Annotated in this window: 12 protein-coding genes; 6 read left to right on the top strand and 6 right to left on the bottom strand. The window is 73.3% G+C overall.

Translation table 11 applies throughout. The annotated features are described in order from the left end of the window. Window positions 1-24 precede the first annotated feature (24 nt). Together FQY79_RS14510 and FQY79_RS14505 are read right to left on the bottom strand one after the other, a co-directional pair. Entirely contained in the window at window positions 25-336 is a 312-nt protein-coding gene (locus tag FQY79_RS14510) for an EF-hand domain-containing protein (protein ID WP_246123147.1), read from the bottom strand. A gap of 96 nt (window positions 337-432) precedes the next feature. Further along, window positions 433-1,641: a DesA family fatty acid desaturase gene (locus FQY79_RS14505; protein ID WP_146313604.1), complete on the bottom strand. Its 1,209-nt coding sequence runs from the start codon at window positions 1,639-1,641 to the stop codon at window positions 433-435. Between the two features lie 106 nt (window positions 1,642-1,747). Between FQY79_RS14505 and FQY79_RS14500 the strand changes: the two genes are divergently transcribed. The 4 genes from FQY79_RS14500 (at window position 1,748) to FQY79_RS14485 (ending at window position 6,993) form a co-directional block, all read left to right on the top strand. After that, entirely contained in the window at window positions 1,748-2,572 is an 825-nt protein-coding gene (locus tag FQY79_RS14500; RefSeq protein ID WP_146313603.1) for an ABC transporter ATP-binding protein, read from the top strand. Beyond that, on the top strand, window positions 2,565-3,377 hold the full coding sequence (mutM, locus tag FQY79_RS14495; RefSeq protein WP_146313602.1) for a bifunctional DNA-formamidopyrimidine glycosylase/DNA-(apurinic or apyrimidinic site) lyase: 813 nt from the start codon (window positions 2,565-2,567) through the stop codon (window positions 3,375-3,377). Before FQY79_RS14500 ends, mutM begins: the two co-directional genes overlap by 8 nt. A 65-nt stretch (window positions 3,378-3,442) precedes the next feature. After that, a complete protein-coding gene (locus tag FQY79_RS14490; RefSeq protein ID WP_146313601.1) occupies window positions 3,443-4,006 on the top strand; it encodes an ECF-type sigma factor in 564 nt (187 codons plus the stop codon). A gap of 128 nt (window positions 4,007-4,134) precedes the next feature. After that, window positions 4,135-6,993 carry a serine/threonine-protein kinase gene (locus FQY79_RS14485; protein WP_146313600.1) on the top strand — a complete coding sequence of 953 codons (2,859 nt, stop codon included), beginning with the start codon at window positions 4,135-4,137 and terminating at the stop codon, window positions 6,991-6,993. Here the strand turns inward: FQY79_RS14485 and FQY79_RS14480 are convergent. Continuing rightward, window positions 6,944-7,561, bottom strand: coding sequence for a thymidine kinase (locus FQY79_RS14480; RefSeq protein WP_146313599.1), 618 nt, complete (start codon window positions 7,559-7,561; stop codon window positions 6,944-6,946). The genes FQY79_RS14485 and FQY79_RS14480 overlap by 50 nt on opposite strands. Before the next feature lie 118 nt (window positions 7,562-7,679). Here FQY79_RS14480 and FQY79_RS14475 point away from each other — a divergent pair, with 118 nt between their 5' ends. After that, window positions 7,680-9,656: a UvrD-helicase domain-containing protein gene (locus FQY79_RS14475; protein ID WP_146313598.1), complete on the top strand. Its 1,977-nt coding sequence runs from the start codon at window positions 7,680-7,682 to the stop codon at window positions 9,654-9,656. A 72-nt stretch (window positions 9,657-9,728) separates the two neighbouring features. Beyond that, window positions 9,729-10,616: a 5'-nucleotidase, lipoprotein e(P4) family gene (locus FQY79_RS14470; protein ID WP_146313597.1), complete on the top strand. Its 888-nt coding sequence runs from the start codon at window positions 9,729-9,731 to the stop codon at window positions 10,614-10,616. A gap of 343 nt (window positions 10,617-10,959) precedes the next feature. Here the strand turns inward: FQY79_RS14470 and mdoH are convergent, their stop codons facing one another. From mdoH to FQY79_RS14455, 3 genes are all read right to left on the bottom strand, one after another. Continuing rightward, entirely contained in the window at window positions 10,960-12,798 is a 1,839-nt protein-coding gene (gene mdoH / locus FQY79_RS14465) for a glucans biosynthesis glucosyltransferase MdoH (protein ID WP_084524676.1), read from the bottom strand. 65 nt (window positions 12,799-12,863) lie between these two features. Continuing rightward, window positions 12,864-14,399 (bottom strand): OpgD/OpgG family glucan biosynthesis protein, encoded by a 1,536-nt coding sequence (locus FQY79_RS14460; protein WP_146313596.1) that lies wholly within the window; start codon window positions 14,397-14,399, stop codon window positions 12,864-12,866. A 50-nt stretch (window positions 14,400-14,449) separates the two neighbouring features. Beyond that, window positions 14,450-16,513: a M3 family metallopeptidase gene (locus tag FQY79_RS14455; RefSeq protein ID WP_146313595.1), complete on the bottom strand. Its 2,064-nt coding sequence runs from the start codon at window positions 16,511-16,513 to the stop codon at window positions 14,450-14,452. Between the last annotated feature and the right edge of the window lie 213 nt (window positions 16,514-16,726).

Below are 16,726 nucleotides of genomic sequence, written 5' to 3'. Positions count from 1 at the left end.
GACCCGGCGGCGCGCCGGGCCGCGCTAGCGCGGGGGCGCCGCGAGTTCGCGCGCGTCGAGGAAGCCGTCGCCGTCGGCGTCCTGGCGGTGGAAACGGTCGGCCAGCCTGGCAAGGTGTTCGGCGCGGGTGATCGTGCGGCCCCGCCCGCCAGGCTGCTCCCACGGCGCCAGCACGCCGTCGCCGTCGCGGTCCATGCCGTCGAAGGCGTAGCTCATCCAGGCCTGGTACTCGGCGAGCGACACGCGGCCGTCGCCGTCGGTGTCCATCTTCGCCAGATAGTCGGCGGTCGCCGCGACCTGCGCGGCCGCGGGCGGGACGAGCACCGCCAGCACCAGCGCGGCGCCCGCCCGGCACCATCCGGCCGGCGTTTCGGGCCGCCGCGGGCCGCGACGCGCACCTTGCCGGGACGGTCGCGGCGCCGGCGCCACGGGTCAGGCGCGCGCGGTCTGCAGGGTGTAACCCTTGAGCCGCGCCGAGTACTCCTGCAGCGCGCGGATGCCGCTGGCCTCGGCCTCGCGGCACCAGGCCTGCAGGTTCTGCAGCGCTTCGCCGGCGTTGCTGGTGCGCGCCTCGAGCACCGCGGCCAGCCGGCGGCGGTACTCGACCAGGGTGCTGATCCGCGGCCGCTGCGCGATCCACTGCTGCATCTGCTCGCGCGCCTCCGGGCTCAGCCAGCGGCCGTCGTCCACCAGCCCCTTGCGCATGCGCCGGGGCAGCAGCGAGCGCAGCTTCGCGCCGGCCGCCTGGGCCTCCTCGCGCAGGGCCGGCATCAGCACGTTGCGCTGGTAGTCGGTCATGGCCTGGAAGCGGTGCGCCAGCAGCGCGCGCAGGGTGTCGGTGTCCGGCACCTGGATGTTCGGGCGCACGTCCAGCGCCGGGGCCACGCGCAGCACCCTGGCCAGCTTCACCTTCTCCAGCGCCCGGATCACCACCCAGCCGATGTCGAATTCCCAGCGGCGCAGGGCGAACTTGGCCGAGCTCGGGAAGGCGTGGTGGTTGTTGTGCAGCTCCTCGCCGCCGATCCACACGCCCCACGGGGTGAGGTTGGTCGCGGTGTCGGTGGTCTCGAAGTTGCGGTAGCCCCACCAGTGGCCCAGGCCGTTGACCACGCCGGCGGCCCAGAACGGGATCCAGGCCATCTGGATCGCCCAGATCGCCACCCCGGCGAAGCCGAACAGGGCGAACGAGACGAACAGCAGCAGGGTCGGGCCGAGGGTCGCGTACGGGGTGTAGAGGTGGCGCTCGATCCAGTCGTCGGGCGTGCCCTTGCCGTACTGCTCGATGTCGCCGCGCATGCGGCGCGCCTCGCGGTACAGCTCCACGCCCTGCCAGAACACCTTGCCGATGCCCTTGTGCATCGGGCTGTGCGGGTCTTCCTCGGTCTCGCACTTGGCGTGGTGCTTGCGGTGGATGGCCACCCACTCGCGGGTGATCATCGAGGTGGTCAGCCAGGTCCAGAAGCGGAAGAAGTGGCTGACCACGGGGTGGAAGTCGACCCCGCGGTGCGCCTGGCTGCGATGCAGGTAGAGCGTGACCGAGAAGATGGTCAGCTGGGTGGCGACGAGGAAGTACAGCGCAAGCGGCCAGAAGCCCCACTGCAGCAGGCCTCCGGCGAGGAACTCGATGAACGACGCGGGCATGACGGTGTCGAAGGGGAAGGAACCCGGGCATCATGGGGCCCCGGCCGCGCCAAGGCCAGCCCCCGCGCCCTCGCCGGGGGCCGCGATTCATTCCCATGTCACAGAAATGAGCGAAGACCCCGGCGCGCCCGCGCTGATCGAACTCGACCAGGCCCGCGTCCTGCGTGGCGGCCGCCCCGCCCTGGACCGGGTGAGCCTGTGCCTGCCCCAGGGCCGGCACACCGCCATCCTCGGGCCCAACGGCTGCGGCAAGTCCACCTTCATCCAGCTGATCACCCGCCAGCTGTATCCCATGGCGCATCTCGACGGGCGCCCGGCGGTGAAGATCCTCGGCCAGTGGCGCTGGAACGTGGCGACCCTGCGCTCGCGCCTGGGGATCGTGACCGGTGCCATGCACGACGACCTGCTCGGGCTGCCCGGACTGGGAGTGCTCGACGTGGTCCTGGGCGCGTTCGAGGCCCGCCTGGCGCCGCCGGACGGCGACCCGCCGCCCGCGGCCTGGCTGGAACAGGCCCGCGCCGCCCTGGAACGGGTCGATGCCGACCACCTGGCCGACCGCGAGTACGCAACCCTGTCGACCGGCGAGGCCCGGCGGGTGCTGCTGGCACGTGCGCTGGCGAACGCGCCGATGGCGCTGCTGCTCGACGAGCCGGCCGCCGGGCTGGACGTGGTGGCGCGCGCCCGCCTGCTGCGGATCCTGCGCCGGCTGGCGCGCGAAGGCGTGACCCTGGTGCTGGTCACCCACCACGCCGAGGAGCTGATCCCCGAGATCGGCCACGTGGTGCTGCTGCAGGGCGGCCGGGTCCTGGCCGACGGGCCGCGCCACGAGGTGCTGGTGCCGGAACTGCTCAGCCGCGCCTACGGCGCCCCGTTGCGCTTCGAGGACGGCGCGTCGCCGCGCTTCGTGCCCGAAGAGGCGGTCGATGCCTGAACTGCCCGAGGTCGAGACCACCCGCGCCGGGCTGGCGCCGCACCTGGAAGGCCGCCGCGTGCGCGCGGTGGTGCTGCGGCGGCCGGACCTGCGCTGGCCGATCCCGCCCGAGGTCCCCGCCTTGCTTCCCGGCCAGCGGATCCAGGCCGTGCGCCGGCGCGCCAAGTATCTGCTGCTCGACACCGCCGCCGGCAGTGCGCTGCTGCACCTGGGCATGTCCGGCAGCCTGCGCGTGCTGCCGGCCTCGACCCCTGCGCGCGCGCACGACCACGTCGACCTCGCGCTCGACTCGCGGCGGGTGCTGCGCTTCAACGACCCGCGCCGCTTCGGCTGCCTGCTGTGGCAACCGCCGGGCGAGGTCCACCCGCTGCTGCAGGGCCTCGGCCCCGAGCCGCTGTCGGACGCGTTCGACGGCGACTACCTGTTCGCCCGCAGCCGTGGCCGGCGGGCGCCGGTGAAGGCTTTCCTGATGGACCAGCGGATCGTGGTCGGGGTGGGCAACATCTACGCCGCCGAGGCCCTGCACGTGGCCGGCATCTCCCCGCTGCGCCAGGCCGGCCGGGTTTCGCGCGACCGCTACCGCGTACTGGCCGACGCGGTCCGCGCCATCCTCGCCCACGCCATCGCCCGGGGCGGCACCACGCTGCGCGACTTCCTCGCCCCCGACGGGGCGCCGGGCTATTTCGAGCAGGAACTGCTGGCCTACGGCCGCGGCGGCGAACCCTGCCCGCGCTGCGGCCGGCCGCTACGCCAGGGCCTGATCGGGCAGCGCGCCACGGTCTGGTGCGCGCGCTGCCAGCGCTGACCCGTCCACGGCGCACGCGCCGTCGCGGTATAGTCCGGACGCTGACCGCACGGGTACAGGAATGCATGGCCGACCCCGCTGACATCACCCTCTGGCTGGACGCCGCCCGCGGCGGCGACCGCGGCGCGCTCGACCAGGTCCTCGCCCGCCTGTACCAGGAACTGCACACCATGGCCCGGCGCCAGCTCGCCGGTCAGATGGGGCAGACGCTCGACGCCACCGCGCTGGTGCACGAGGCCTACCTGAAGCTGATCGGGCGCAAGGAAATCCAGTTCGACGACCGCGCGCACTTCTTCGCCTATGCCGCCTCGGCGATGCGCAGCGTGGTGATCGACTACGCCCGCCAGCGCCTGGCGCAGAAGCGCGGCGGCGACCTGCACCGGGTGACCGACCTGCCCCAGGACATCGAGGGCGGCCTGCGCCTGGACGAGGACATGCTGGCGCTGGACGTCGCGCTCAACCGGCTGGCGGCGGTCGACGCCAGGCTCGCGCAGGTGGTGGAACTGCGCTATTTCGGCGGCCTGTCCGAGGCCGAGATCGCCACCCTGCTGGGCCGGTCCGACCGCAGCATCCGCCGCGACTGGCAGAAGGCCAGGATGTTCCTGCTGGCGTCGCTGCAGGATTCATGACGGGACGCACGGCGTGACGGGGGAGAACGCCCGACGCGAACGCCAGTCCACGGGCCACGGGCCACGCGCCGCCGCCCGCCCGCCGCGGACCGGCACCCCGGACGCGCCGCGCGCGGGGGGATAGCGCGATGGATCCGGATCGCTGGCAGCGCCTGTCGCCGCTGCTCGACGCCCTGCTCGAACTCGACCAGGCCGCGCGCGCCAGCAGCCTGGCCTCGCTGCGCGAGGACGACCCGCAGCTGGCCGACGACCTCGAGGAGCTGCTGGCGCTCGAGGCCGAGGGCGACGACTTCCTCTCCGAACCGCTGATCGCGCCTCCGCTCGGCGTGCAGCCGGGCGCGAGCGTCGGCCCGTACGAACTCGAGCGCATGCTCGGCGAGGGCGGCATGGGCCAGGTCTGGCTGGCGCGCCGCGCAGACGGCCTGTACGAACGCCGGGTCGCGCTCAAGCTGCTGCGCCCGGGCCTGGCCGACCCCGGCCTGCGGCTGCGCTTCACCCGCGAGCGGCAGATCCTGGCGCGGCTCGAACACCCGCACATCGCGCGCCTGCTCGATGCCGGCATCAGCAGCGACAACCAGCCCTACCTCGCGCTCGAGTACGTCGAGGGCGAGCCGATCACCAACTGGTGCCGCGCGCGCGACCCCGGCGTGGCCACCCGCGTGCAGCTGTTCCTGCAGGTATGCGAGGCGGTGAGCCACGCCCATACCAACCTGATCGTGCACCGCGACCTGAAGCCGTCCAACATCCTGGTCACGCCGCTGGACGACGTGCGCCTGCTGGACTTCGGCATCGCCAAGCTGCTCGATACCCCCGACCACGCGCCCGAGCAGACCCGCACCGGCCTGCGCACCTTCACCCTGCACTACGCCGCGCCGGAGCAGATCCGCGGCGAGCCGGTCACCACCATGACCGACGTGTATTCGCTGGGCGTGGTGCTGTACGAGCTGCTGGCCGGGCGCAAGCCATACCAGCTCAAGCGCCCGACCGACGCCCAGTGGGAGGACGCGATCCTCAACCACGATCCGCAGCGGCCCTCGCTGGTGCTGCAGCGCGCGGCCGCGGAAGACGGCACGCCCGACACCCGCGCCAGGCGCCGCGCGCGCGAGGTGGCGGGCGACCTCGAGAACATCGTGCTCAAGGCGCTGTCGAAGAAGCCCGAGCAGCGATACCCCTCGGTCGAGGCGCTGGCGCTGGACCTGCAGCGCTGGATCGACGGCAAGCCGGTGCACGCGCGCCCGCAGAGCCTGCCCTACCGGATCGGCAAGTTCGTGCGCCGGCACCGCTGGGCGCTGTCCACCGCCGCGGCGATCGCGGTGGTGCTGGTGAGCGCGCTGGCGATCGTGGCCTGGCAGGCACGCCAGGCGCTGCAGGAGTCGGCCCGCGCGCAGGCGATGCAGGACTTCGTGGTCGGGCTGTTCGAGACCGCCGGCGACGTGCCCTCGGACGCCTCGGTGGACGTGCGCCAGCTGATCGAGAACGGCGAGCGCAGGATCGAGAGCGAACTGGCGCGCCAGCCCGAGGCGCGCGCCGAGCTGCTGGGCGTGGTCGCGCGGCTGCGCACCGGCCTGGGCGACTACAACGAGGCACTGGAGGTGCTGCTGCGGCAGGCCGCGCTGATCGAATCGCTCGACGACGCGCCCGCCAGCCTGCGCCTGCGCTCGGCCACCGATCTGGGCCGGGTGCTGCGGCTCAAGGGCGACATCTCCGGTTGCGAGGCCCGGATGCAGCCGCTCGCCGGCCTGGCCCGCGACCACGAACGCCGCCTGCCGCTGCCGGTGTCCGCGTTCTACACCCAGCTCGGCCGCTGCCACGCCGCGGCGCGACGGCTGTCGGACGCGCGCGCGCTGTACGTGCGTTCGCTCGGCCTGCGCCGCGATCAGCTCGGCGACAACCCGGGCATGGTCGAGAACCTCAGCGACCTGGCCGCGCTGCACGCGGCCGCCGGCGACACCGCGCGCGCCCTCGACGGCACCCGTTCGGCCCTGACCCTGCTGCGCGGCAGCGAAGGCGCACGGCACCCGCTCGCGATCGACCTGCTGCGCAACCTGTGCTCGCTGCAGCGCGAGGCCGGCGACCTGCCGGCCGCCGAGCGCGACTGCCGCCAGGCGCTGGCCCTGGCGCTGGAGCTGCGCGGGGCCAGCCACCACGCCACCATCGACGCGCGCCGGCAGCTGGCCGCACTGCATGTCGACCTGGGCCGCTTCACCGAGGCCGAGGCGGAGTTCCGCGACACCCTGGACTGGATGACCGCCCGCCTGGGCGAACGCCATTCCGACGTCGCCCGCAGCCGCAACAGCCTGGCGATCGTGGCCTGGGAGCGGGGCGACGTGGACACCGCGTTGCGCGAGATGTCGGCCGCGGTGGACATCTGGCGCGAGGGCGGCGGCCCGCCGCTGGCAGCCGGCCTGTTCAACCAGGCCATGCTGCTGCACGGCCTCGGCCGCCACGCCGACGCGCTGCCCCTGCTGCGCGAATCGCTGGCGCTGCGGCGCGAGGCATTCGGCCCGCGCCATGGCCTGGTGGGCGACACCCTGCGCCTGGTCGGCGAGGTCGAGGCGGCGCTCGGCCATGTCGACGCCCGGGAGACGCTGCGCCAGGCGCAGTCGCTCACCCGCAGCGCCTATGGCGCGCGCCATTCGCACACCCGTCGCGCGGAGATCTCGCTGGCCCGGCACGAGGCCCTGGGCGGCGATCCCGGGGCGCTGACCCGGCTCGACGCGCTCGCCGAACTCGACCCGGACAACGTCGAACTGCGCAAGGCCGGCTGGCTGGCGCGCGCCTACGCCGCGGACGTGCGCTGCCGCGCGCCTGGCGAACGCGACCTGGCCGTGGCCAGCTTCCAGTCGCTGGAAACCCTGGTGGCGCAGGCGCAGCCGGAAGGCGGCGCGCTGGCGCGCGAGATCGCGGGCCTGCACGCCGACTGCATGGGCCGCGCGATCAGCCGCCCGGCGGTCGCACGGGCTCGACCCGGTCCTCGCCGCGGGTGATGCGCTTGAACTGGGCGCGGCTGACCGAGACGTAGCGCTCGTTGCCGCCGATTTCGACCTGCGGCCCCTCGTTGACCGCACGCCCGTGTTCGTCCACGCGCACGGTCATCGTGGCCTTGCTGCCGCTGTGGCAGATGGTCTTGATCTCGACCAGCTCGTCGGCCCAGGCCAGCAGGTACTGGCTGCCCTCGAACAGTTCGCCGCGGAAGTCCGTGCGCAGGCCGTAGCACAGCACCGGCACGCCGAGCGCGTCGACCACCTCGCCCAGCTGCCAGACCTGGTCGCGGGCCAGGAACTGGGCCTCGTCGATCAGCACGCAGTGCAGCGGGCCGTGGCGGGCGATGTCCGCCCCGACCAGCGCGTGCAGGTCTGCGCCGCGGTCGAACGCCGTGGCGCTGGCCGACAGGCCGATGCGCGAGGCCACGGTGCCGCTGCCGGCGCGGTGGTCGAGTGTCGGGACCAGGATCAGGGTCCGCATCCCGCGCTCGCTGTAGTTGTGCGCCGACTGCAGCAGGGTCGTGGTCTTCCCCGCGTTCATCGCCGAGTAGTAGAAGTACAGCTTGGCCATCGGGCGATTCTACCGTCCGCGCGGGCCGGCCCGCGGGCCGGGCGGACCTCGGACCGGGCCGCGGCCGGCGGACCCCGCCCGGCGGGTAGAATGCACGGCCGCTCCACGCAGTTCCCCGATGCACGGCCTCAACCCCCAGCAGTCCGCCGCCGTCGCCCACATCGAAGGCCCCATGCTCGTGCTCGCCGGCGCGGGCAGCGGCAAGACCCGGGTGATCGTGGAGAAGATCGCGCACCTGATCCGCAGCGGCCGCTACCCGGCCAGGCGGATCGCGGCGATCACCTTCACCAACAAGTCGGCGCGCGAGATGCGCGAGCGCGTGGCCAAGCGGATCAAGGGCGACGCGGCCGACGGCCTGACCGTGTGCACCTTCCACGCGCTGGGGCTGAGGATCCTGCAGGTCGAGCACGCCCGCGTCGGCCTGCGCCGCGGCTTCTCGATCTTCGACAGCGACGACGTGCTCGCGCAGCTGCGCGACCTGATGCCCGGGGCCAAGCCCGACGCGGTGCAGGCGATGCAGTCGCTGGTGTCCAGCGTCAAGAACGCCGGGCTGTCTCCCGAGCAGGCGGCCGAAGCCGCGCGCAGCGCGCGCGAGCACGAGGCCGCGGCGCTGTACGCGCGCTACCAGCAGCGGTTGGCGGCGTTCAACGCGGTCGACTTCGACGACCTGATCCGGCTCCCCGTGCAGCTGCTGGAAGGCAGCGAGGAGGCGGTGGCCGCGTGGCGCGAGCGCATCGGCTACCTGCTGGTGGACGAGTGCCAGGACACCAACGACGCCCAGTACCGCCTGCTCAAGGCGATCGCCGGGCCGAGGGCCAACTTCACCTGCGTGGGCGACGACGACCAGAGCATCTACGCCTGGCGCGGCGCCAACCCGGAGAACCTCGCCCAGCTCGCCCGCGACTACCCGGACCTCATCGTGGTCAAGCTGGAGCAGAACTACCGCTGTCCCAACCGCGTGCTGCGCGCGGCCAACGCGCTGATCGCGCACAACCCGCACGAGCATCCCAAGACCCTGTGGAGCGCGCAGCCCGACGGCGAGCGGATCCGGGTCTGGGAATGCCGCGACGCCGCGCACGAGGCCGAGCGCGTGGCCGGCGAGATCCACTTCCTCGCCACCTCGCGAAAGGTCGAATGGGGCGAGTTCTGCATCCTGTTCCGCGGCAACCACCAGTCGCGGCCGCTGGAGAAGGCGCTGCAGCTGCTGCGCATCCCCTACCACCTGTCCGGCGGCACCGCGTTCCTCGACCGCGGCGAGGTCAAGGACGCGCTGGCCTGGCTGCGCCTGATCGCCAATCCCGAGGACGACGCGGCGTTCCTGCGCGCAGTGCAGTCGCCTTCGCGCGGCATCGGCGCGACCTCGCTGGCGAAGCTGGCGGAGATGGCGCAACACGCCGGCCTGCCGCTGGCGCGCGCGGCCGAGTCGATGTCGCTGCTCAAGCAGCTGCAGCCGCGCGTGGCCAACGCGCTGGGCGCCTTCACCGACATCGTCCGTGGCCTGCGCGCCGACGCCGCGCGGCTGCCGCCGACCGAACTGGTGCGCAGGCTCAACGAGAAGTCGGGACTGGTCGCCGCGCTGCGCGAGCAGTGCCGCAGCGAGGAGCTGTTCAGGCTGCGCCGCGGCAACCTCGACGAACTCGCCGACTGGTTCGAGGGTGCCACCATCTCCGGGCCGGGCGAACTGGCCGCGCAGCTGGCCCTGCTCTCGCACGCCGACAAGGGCGACCCCGGCAACCAGGTGCGGCTGATGAGCCTGCACGCGGCCAAGGGCCTGGAGTTCCGCTACGTGTTCATCGTCGGCATGGACGATTCGACCCTGCCGCACGAGTCCAGCCTCGACGAGGGCAGGCTCGACGAGGAGCGCCGCCTGCTCTACGTCGGCATCACCCGCGCCAAGGAGCAGCTGTGGCTGTCCTACAGCCGCGAGGCGCAGCGCTGGGGCACGAAGGTGCGACTGGTCCCGAGCCGCTTCTTCGACGAGTTGCCCGCGGCCGAGCTGCAGCGCGACGGCGCCGATCCCGAAGCCGACGCCGCCCGCCGCGCCGAGCGGGCCAGCGCCGGCTTCGCCTCGATCCGCGCGCTGCTCGAGGACTGAGCCGTCCGCCCGCGGCCGGCCACCGGCACCCCGCTACACTCGCCCACCCGTCCCCGCCAGGAGGCACGCCCCATGCGCAAGCCACTCGTTTCCGCGGTCCTGCTGGCCGCCCTGACCCTCGCCGGATGCGCTTCCGCCCCGCCGCGCGCCGCGACTTCCGCGCCGGCCGCGACCGTGGCCGCGGACGACAACCTCAACGCGGTGTTGTGGGTGCAGCGCTCGGCCGAGTACCGGGCCAACGCGGTGTCGATCTACCGCGCCGCCGCCGCCCGGCTCGACCAGGCGCTCGCCGATCCCGAGTGGGATGCGCTGGCGCCGGCAGAACGCGCGGAGGCCGGCCCCGCGACCGGCCTGCCGCCCGCGGTGATCGTGGACATCGACGAGACCGTGCTCGACAACTCGCCCTACCAGGCGCGGCTGGTGGCCAACGGCGGCGAGTACGACGAGGCCAGCTGGGCGCAGTGGGTCGAGGAGCGCCAAGCCAGGCCGGTGCCCGGGGCGCTGGAGTTCGCGCGCGCCGCCCACGCTCGCGGCGTGACCCTGGTCTACCTGTCCAACCGCGCCGCGCACCTGGGCGAGGCCACCCTGACGAACCTGCGCGCAGCCGGGTTCCCGGCCGCGGACGACGGGGTCTTCCTCGGCCTGGGCACCCATGTCGCCGGCTGCGAGCAGCAGGGATCGGAGAAGCGCTGCCGGCGCCTGCTGGCCGGCCGCCAGTACCGGGTGCTGATGCAGTTCGGCGACCAGCTGGGCGACTTCGTCGAGGTTGTGGCCAATACGCCGCAGGCGCGCGCGGCGCTGCTGGAGGGGCACCGCGACTGGTTCGGCGAGCGCTGGTGGATGCTGGCCAATCCCACCTACGGCTCCTGGGAGCCGGCCCTGTTCAACAATGCCTGGTCCGAGCCGCGCGAGGCTAGGCGCCAGCGCAAGCGCGAGGCCCTGATCCTCGACGACAAGTAAAATCAATCATTTAGCGTCGATAATTTAAGGTATTGCATCAGATTCCGTCACGGGCTAGTCTGCCCGGGCCACAACACCAGTCCTCCGGCGGACGCCGGATTCAACGGGAAACCAGCGGTTTCCCGTTTTTTTTGGCGGCCTGGGGCGGGTGACGACATCGCGGCTGGCGCGACCCCCACCCGGCCCTCCCCCGCAGGCGGGGGAGGGAGCAGGTTGCGGGACCTGGGGTCTGGGGGTGGTTTGGCGCAAGTGCCTCTCCCACGCCTGCGGGAGGGCCGGGGAGCAATCGCGCCGGTGGAGCCGGCGGATCGATTCCGGGACACGCCGGCAACGCGCGCCCGCCTCACTCCCCCCGCCGCAACTCCGCCGCCCGCCGCAGGATCGCCGGCGGCGCGGTCTCCTCGGGGGTCGCGAAGATGCCCCTGCGCCGCAGCCAGGCCCCCGCGCCCGGGGACGAGGTCAGCGCCACCACCGGGATCGAGAGGACCAGGCCGGCGATCACCGGCGACATCCACGCCGCCAGCCCGGGCGAGACCAGGTACGCGGCCATCGCCGCGCCGAGCCCGAACAGGGTCATGCCGCCATAGCGCGAGAGCAGCTCGGACATCGGCAGGCTGCCGTCGTCGCGGCGCTGCGGGTTCCAGCCCGAGTCCCGGCCGGCCAGCACCTCGGCCACGCCGCGCGACTGCAGGTACATCGTCACCGGCGCCATCAGTGCCGCCAGCACGGTCTCGAGCACCGCGCCGGCCGCCAGCCGCCAGCCGCCGCCGCAGGCGCGGCGCAGCCGGCGGTCGAGCAGGGTCGCCAGCAGGCCCAGCAACTTGGGGGCGAACAGCAGCACCATGGTCAGGGCGAACAGCCACAGGAAGCGGCTGGGATCGGCCTCGCGCCAGTAGGCCAGCGGCGCGTAGGCGGCGCCGGCGGGCGCGAACGGCCCGCTGGCCTGCAGCGGGATCGCCAGGCCCACGAGCATCAGCATCGCCCACATCGGCGCGGTGAGGTAGTGGCCGATGCCCACCAGCAGGTGGCTGCGGCTGACCCAGTGCAGCCCGCGCGCGGGCACCACCAGCGCGTGCTGCAGGTTGCCCTGGCACCAGCGGCGGTCGCGCACCAGCATGTCGGTCAGCGACGGCGGGCCCTCTTCGTAGCTGCCCGCCAGCGCCGGCGCCATGTGCACCGCCCAGCCACCACGGCGCATCAGCGCGGCCTCGACGAAGTCGTGGCTGAGCACGCTGCCGCCAAACGGGGCCCGCCCCTGCAGCACCGGCAGTCCGGCGCAGGCGGCGAAGGCGCGGGTGCGGATGATCGCGTTGTGGCCCCAGTAGTTGCCCTCCGCGCCATGCCACCAGGCCACGCCGTGCGCGATCACCTGGCCGTAGACGCGGCCCGAGAACTGCTGCATGCGCGCGAACACGGTGTTGCCGTTGACCACCAGCGGCAGGGTCTGGACCAGTGCCAGGTCCGGGTGGCGCTCCATCGCCGCGGCCAGGCGCACCAGGGTGGCCCCCTCCATCAGGCTGTCGGCGTCGAGGATGAGCATGTGCGCGAACGCGCCGCCGTAGCGGCGCACCCAGTCGGCGATGTTGCCGGCCTTGCGCTCGCGGTTGTCCTGGCGCCGCCGGTAGTACACGCCGATCCGGTCGCCGAGCCGGGCGCGCAGGGCCAGGAAGGCGCCCTTCTCCGCCGCCGCGATGTCCGGGTCGCGGGTGTCGCTGAGGATGAAGCACTCGAAGTGCGCGCCGCGGCCGGTGGCCACCACCGACTCGAGCACCGCCTGGACGCCGGCGAAGGTGCGCCGCGGATCCTCGTTGTACACCGGCACCAGCAGCGCGGTGCGGGTGGAAAGCGCGGGCAGCGGGCCGTCCACCGGGATGTCGAGCGACGAAGGACGCCTGCGCAGCAGCTGCACGAAGCCGGCGACCGCGGTGGCGAACGAGAACGCGATCCAGGCGAACAGCGGCACGAACAGCGCCAGCACGATCGCCTCGAGCAGGGCGATCCCGCCCGCGCGCAGCAGCCACCACAGCTGGTAGGCGGCGACCAGGGTCAGCCCCGCGGTGGTGCCGAACACCAGCGCGCGGCGGCGGCCGATCGTCGCCGGCGAGCTGGACGGGCGGCCGCGCGCCAGCCGGCCGGCGTCCAGCGACTGCACGGGCATCTCCAGCGGCGCCTCGGGCGGCATCCAGGGTAGCAGCGGATGGTCGGCCTCCTCGACCGGCCGGACGATGGTGATGTCGACGATCCTGTTCACGACGGCCACCTCGACAGCCAGGTTTCACTCAGGGGCGCGCCGGCGGCGTCGAGCAGCCGGGCGCGCAGCTCGACCACCCGGGCGTCGCCCGGCCACAGTTCGAAGGACAGGCGCCAGCGCCCGTTGGCCTCGAGCCGGTAGGCCACCGGGTTGCGCAGTTCGCCGGCCGAGGCGCTGGCCTCGACGCGCGGCGCGGCGTCGGCGCCCAGCGCGTCCAGGCGCCCCCCCTGGAAATCGACCACGTACTGGCGCGGGCGCTCGCTCTCGGCGTCGCCCAGCCCGCTGCGCGTGGCGACCGCGCGCGCCAGTTCGGGCCGCCAGGCATGGTCGGCGCACCAGTGCAGGCGGTAGCGGAAGCGATGCTCCCGCCCCGCGGCCAGCGGCGCGCGCGGACGCCAGAAGGCGACGATGTTGTCGGCGAACTCGTTGCCGGTCGGCAGCTCGACCAGATGCACTGCGCCCGGCCCCCAGCGGTCCAGCGGCTCCACCCAGGCACTGGGGCGTCGCTCGTACCGCGCCTCGGCATCCTGGAAGTCGGCGAAGTCGCGCTTGCGCTGCATCAGGCCGAAGCCGCGCGGGTCATTGTCCTGGAAACCGCTGTGCGAGATCTCCGGCGGGTTGCGCAGCGGGCGCCAGACCTGCTCGCCGCTGCCGGTCAGCAGCGCCAACCCGTCGGAGTCGTGCACCGCGGGACGGAAGTCGTCGACGCCGGCGCGGTCGCCGTGGTCGAACTCGAACATGCTGGTGAGCGGCGCGATGCCGGCATTGCGCAGCGCCACGCGCGGGTACAGGCGCGCATCCACGTCCATCCGCGTCTGCCCGCCGGCCGGGCGGATCGCGAAGCGGTAGGCGCCGGCGACGCTGGCGCTGTCGAGCAGGGCGTGGACCACCGCGGTGTCGGCGTCGGGCGCCGGGCGCTCGAGCCAGAAGGCGCGGAACACGGGGAACTCCTCGGGGCCCGGGTCGCCGCTGCCCAGCGCCAGGCCGCGGGCCGACAGGCCATAGGCCAGGCCGCGCGCGACGGCGCGGAAGTAGCTCGCGCCGAGGAACACGCACAGTTCGTCGAAGTAGTCCTCGCGGTTGACCGGCGCGTGCAGCCGGAAACCGGCGTGGCCGAGCGCGGGATCGTCCGGCGGGGGCGGCTGCGGCCCGAAATCGAACCGGTCGCGGCGGTAAGGCAGCGGACGCGCCCGCCCGCCCTCGACCTCATGCAGGTCGATGCGCTCCTTGAAGATGAAGCCGCGGTGGAACAGCTGCGCCTGGAAGCGGCCGCCGTCGCGCCAGAGCGCGTGGTCGGAGCGGAAGCGGTAGTCGCGAAAGGCATCGTAGTCGATGGCGTCCAGCGCCGCGGGGAGCTCGCGCGACGGCGGCCGGAAGGGGCGCGCGGCAAGCTCCCGCGCCAGCGCGGGCACGGTGGAGGCGTCGAAGGGCACGGCATCGCCGGCCATCGCCCGCGTCCACGGCGCCAGGCCGGGCAGCGGGCACAGCAATGGCAGCGACGCGCCGGCCACGATCAGGTGTCGGCGTCGCAATGGCACCTCGGGGGAGGTCTGGAACCGGCGCCAGTTAGGGGGATTCCGGCTTAACCGGATGTCAAGACGGCGTCATGGCCCGGGTCTTCCGCCATGCCGGTATGGCGCAGCAGGGCGTCGATGCTGGGAGCGCGGCCACGGAAGGCGAGGAAGTTCTCCGCGGCCGGACGGCTGCCGCCGCGGGCCAGGACCTCGCGCAGGAAGCGCCGGCCCACCTCGCGCTCCTGTCCCGGCGCTTCCTCGAATGCTGCATAAACGTCGGCGCTGAGCACCTCGGCCCACTTGTAGCTGTAGTACCCGGCCGCGTAGCCGCCGGCGAAGATGTGGCTGAACTGGTGCTGGAACCGGTTCCACTCCGGCGGCAGGTTGACCGCCACTTCCGCGCGCACCCGGTCGAGCACCTGCTGCACGGTCTCGCGTCCCGGGTCGTAGCCGTGGTGCAGGGCCATGTCGAACAGGCCGAACTCCAGCTGGCGCACCGTGAACATGCCGCTCTGGAAGTTCTTCGCCGCGAGCATGCGATCGAACAGCGCGCGCGGCAGCGGCTCGCCGGTGTCGACGTGCCGGCTCATCGCCCGCACCCGCTCCCATTCCCAGCAGAAGTTCTCCATGAACTGGCTGGGCAGCTCGACCGCGTCCCACTCCACGCCGTCGATGCCGGCCACGCCGGGCTCGCCCACTTCGGTCAGCAGCTGGTGCAGGCCATGCCCCATCTCGTGGAACAGGGTGGTGACCTCGTCGTGGGTGAGCGTGGCCGGCTTGCCGTCCACGCCCTTGCCGAAGTTGCACACCAGGTGCACCACCGGGGTCTGCACCCGGCCATCGCGGTCGCGCCGGTTGCGGCAGTCGTCCATCCACGCGCCACCGCGCTTGCCTTCGCGCGCGTAGGGATCGAGGTAGAGCTGGCCGACCAGTCCGCCGTCCGCGTCCACCAGGCGGTACAGGCGCACGTCCGCGTGCCAGACCGGGCCCGCGTCGGGTTCGACCGTGATCCCGTACAGGTCGTGGACCAGGCCGAACAGGCCGGCAAGCACGTCCGGCTCGGTGAAGTACTGCTTCACTTCCTGGGCCGAGAAGCTGTAGCGCGCCTGGCGCAGCTTCTCGCTGGCGTAGGCCAGGTCCCAGGCCTCGAGCGTGTCCAGCCCGAGTTGCCCGCGGGCGAAGGCCTCGAGTTCGGCCCGGTCGCGCCGTGCATGCGGCCGCGCCCGTGCGGCGAGGTCGCGCAGGAAGTCCAGCACCTGCTCCGGGGTCTGGGCCATCTTGGTCGCCAGCGAGTACGCGGCGTAGCTGGGGAACCCCAGCAGCGCGGCCAGCTCGGCGCGCAGGGCGAGGATGCGGTCGATCAGCGGGCCGTTGTCGAGCGCCGGATCGTCGCCGAGCCCGGAGGCGCGCACGACGAAGGCGCGGTAGAGCGTGGCGCGCAGCTCGCGGTCGTCTGCGAGCTGCTGCACGGCCAGGTACACCGGCATCTGCAGCCCGAGCTTCCAGCCCTCGCGCCCTTCGCGCCGGGCGGCGGCGCGGCAGGCGGCGACGACGTCCGCGGGCAGGCCGGACAGGCGCGCCTCGTCCTCGACGTACAGCGCCCAGCGGTCGGTGGCGTCGAGCACGTTCTGCGAGAACTTCGCCGACAGCGCCGAGAGCTCCTCGCGGACCTGCGCATAGCGCTCGCGCTCGGCGCCCTCCAGCTCCGCGCCGCCCAGGCGGAAATCGCGCAGCGCGTTCTCCACCGCCCTGCGGCGGGCCTGGCTGTAGCCGGCGAACTCCGGCGCGTCGGCCAGGCGTCGGTACTGGGCGAACAGGGCGCGGTTCTGCCCCAGCGCGGTCCAGAACCGGGTGACCTTCGGCAGCGCGGCGTTGTAGGCCTCGCGCAGCTCCGGCGTGCTCGCCACCGCCTCCAGGTGCGCCACCTGGCCCCAGGCCCGCGACAGGCGGCTGGTGGCCTCGTCCAGCGGCACGACGAAACTGTCCCAGGTCGGCGGCTCGACCGTCTCGGCGGCGCGCACCGCCGCTTCGGCCTGCTCCAGCAGCGCGCCCACCGCGGGCGCGACGTGTTCGGGACGGATCGCGTCGAAGCGCGGCAGGCCGGAGAAATCGAGCAGCGGGTTGGACGTCATCGCGGGGCGCCGTGGCGGAAGGAATCCCGAGGGTGGGTGCGCCGCCGCATCCGATCAACCCCCGCCCACCACGACCCCCACCCACCTTGTAGACACTCTGTTCGCAGTCAACCCTGCACAACCGCGAACAGCTTGCTGCCGTCGTAGCGTGCGGGGTTGCGCACCAAGGCCCACACGGCTGTGAGCAGCTTGCGCATCACCGCCGCCACGGCT

The organism is Luteimonas wenzhouensis (assembly GCF_007859305.1).
Classification (GTDB): domain Bacteria; phylum Pseudomonadota; class Gammaproteobacteria; order Xanthomonadales; family Xanthomonadaceae; genus Luteimonas; species Luteimonas wenzhouensis.
This window is presented reverse-complemented; position numbering and strand designations above follow the sequence as displayed.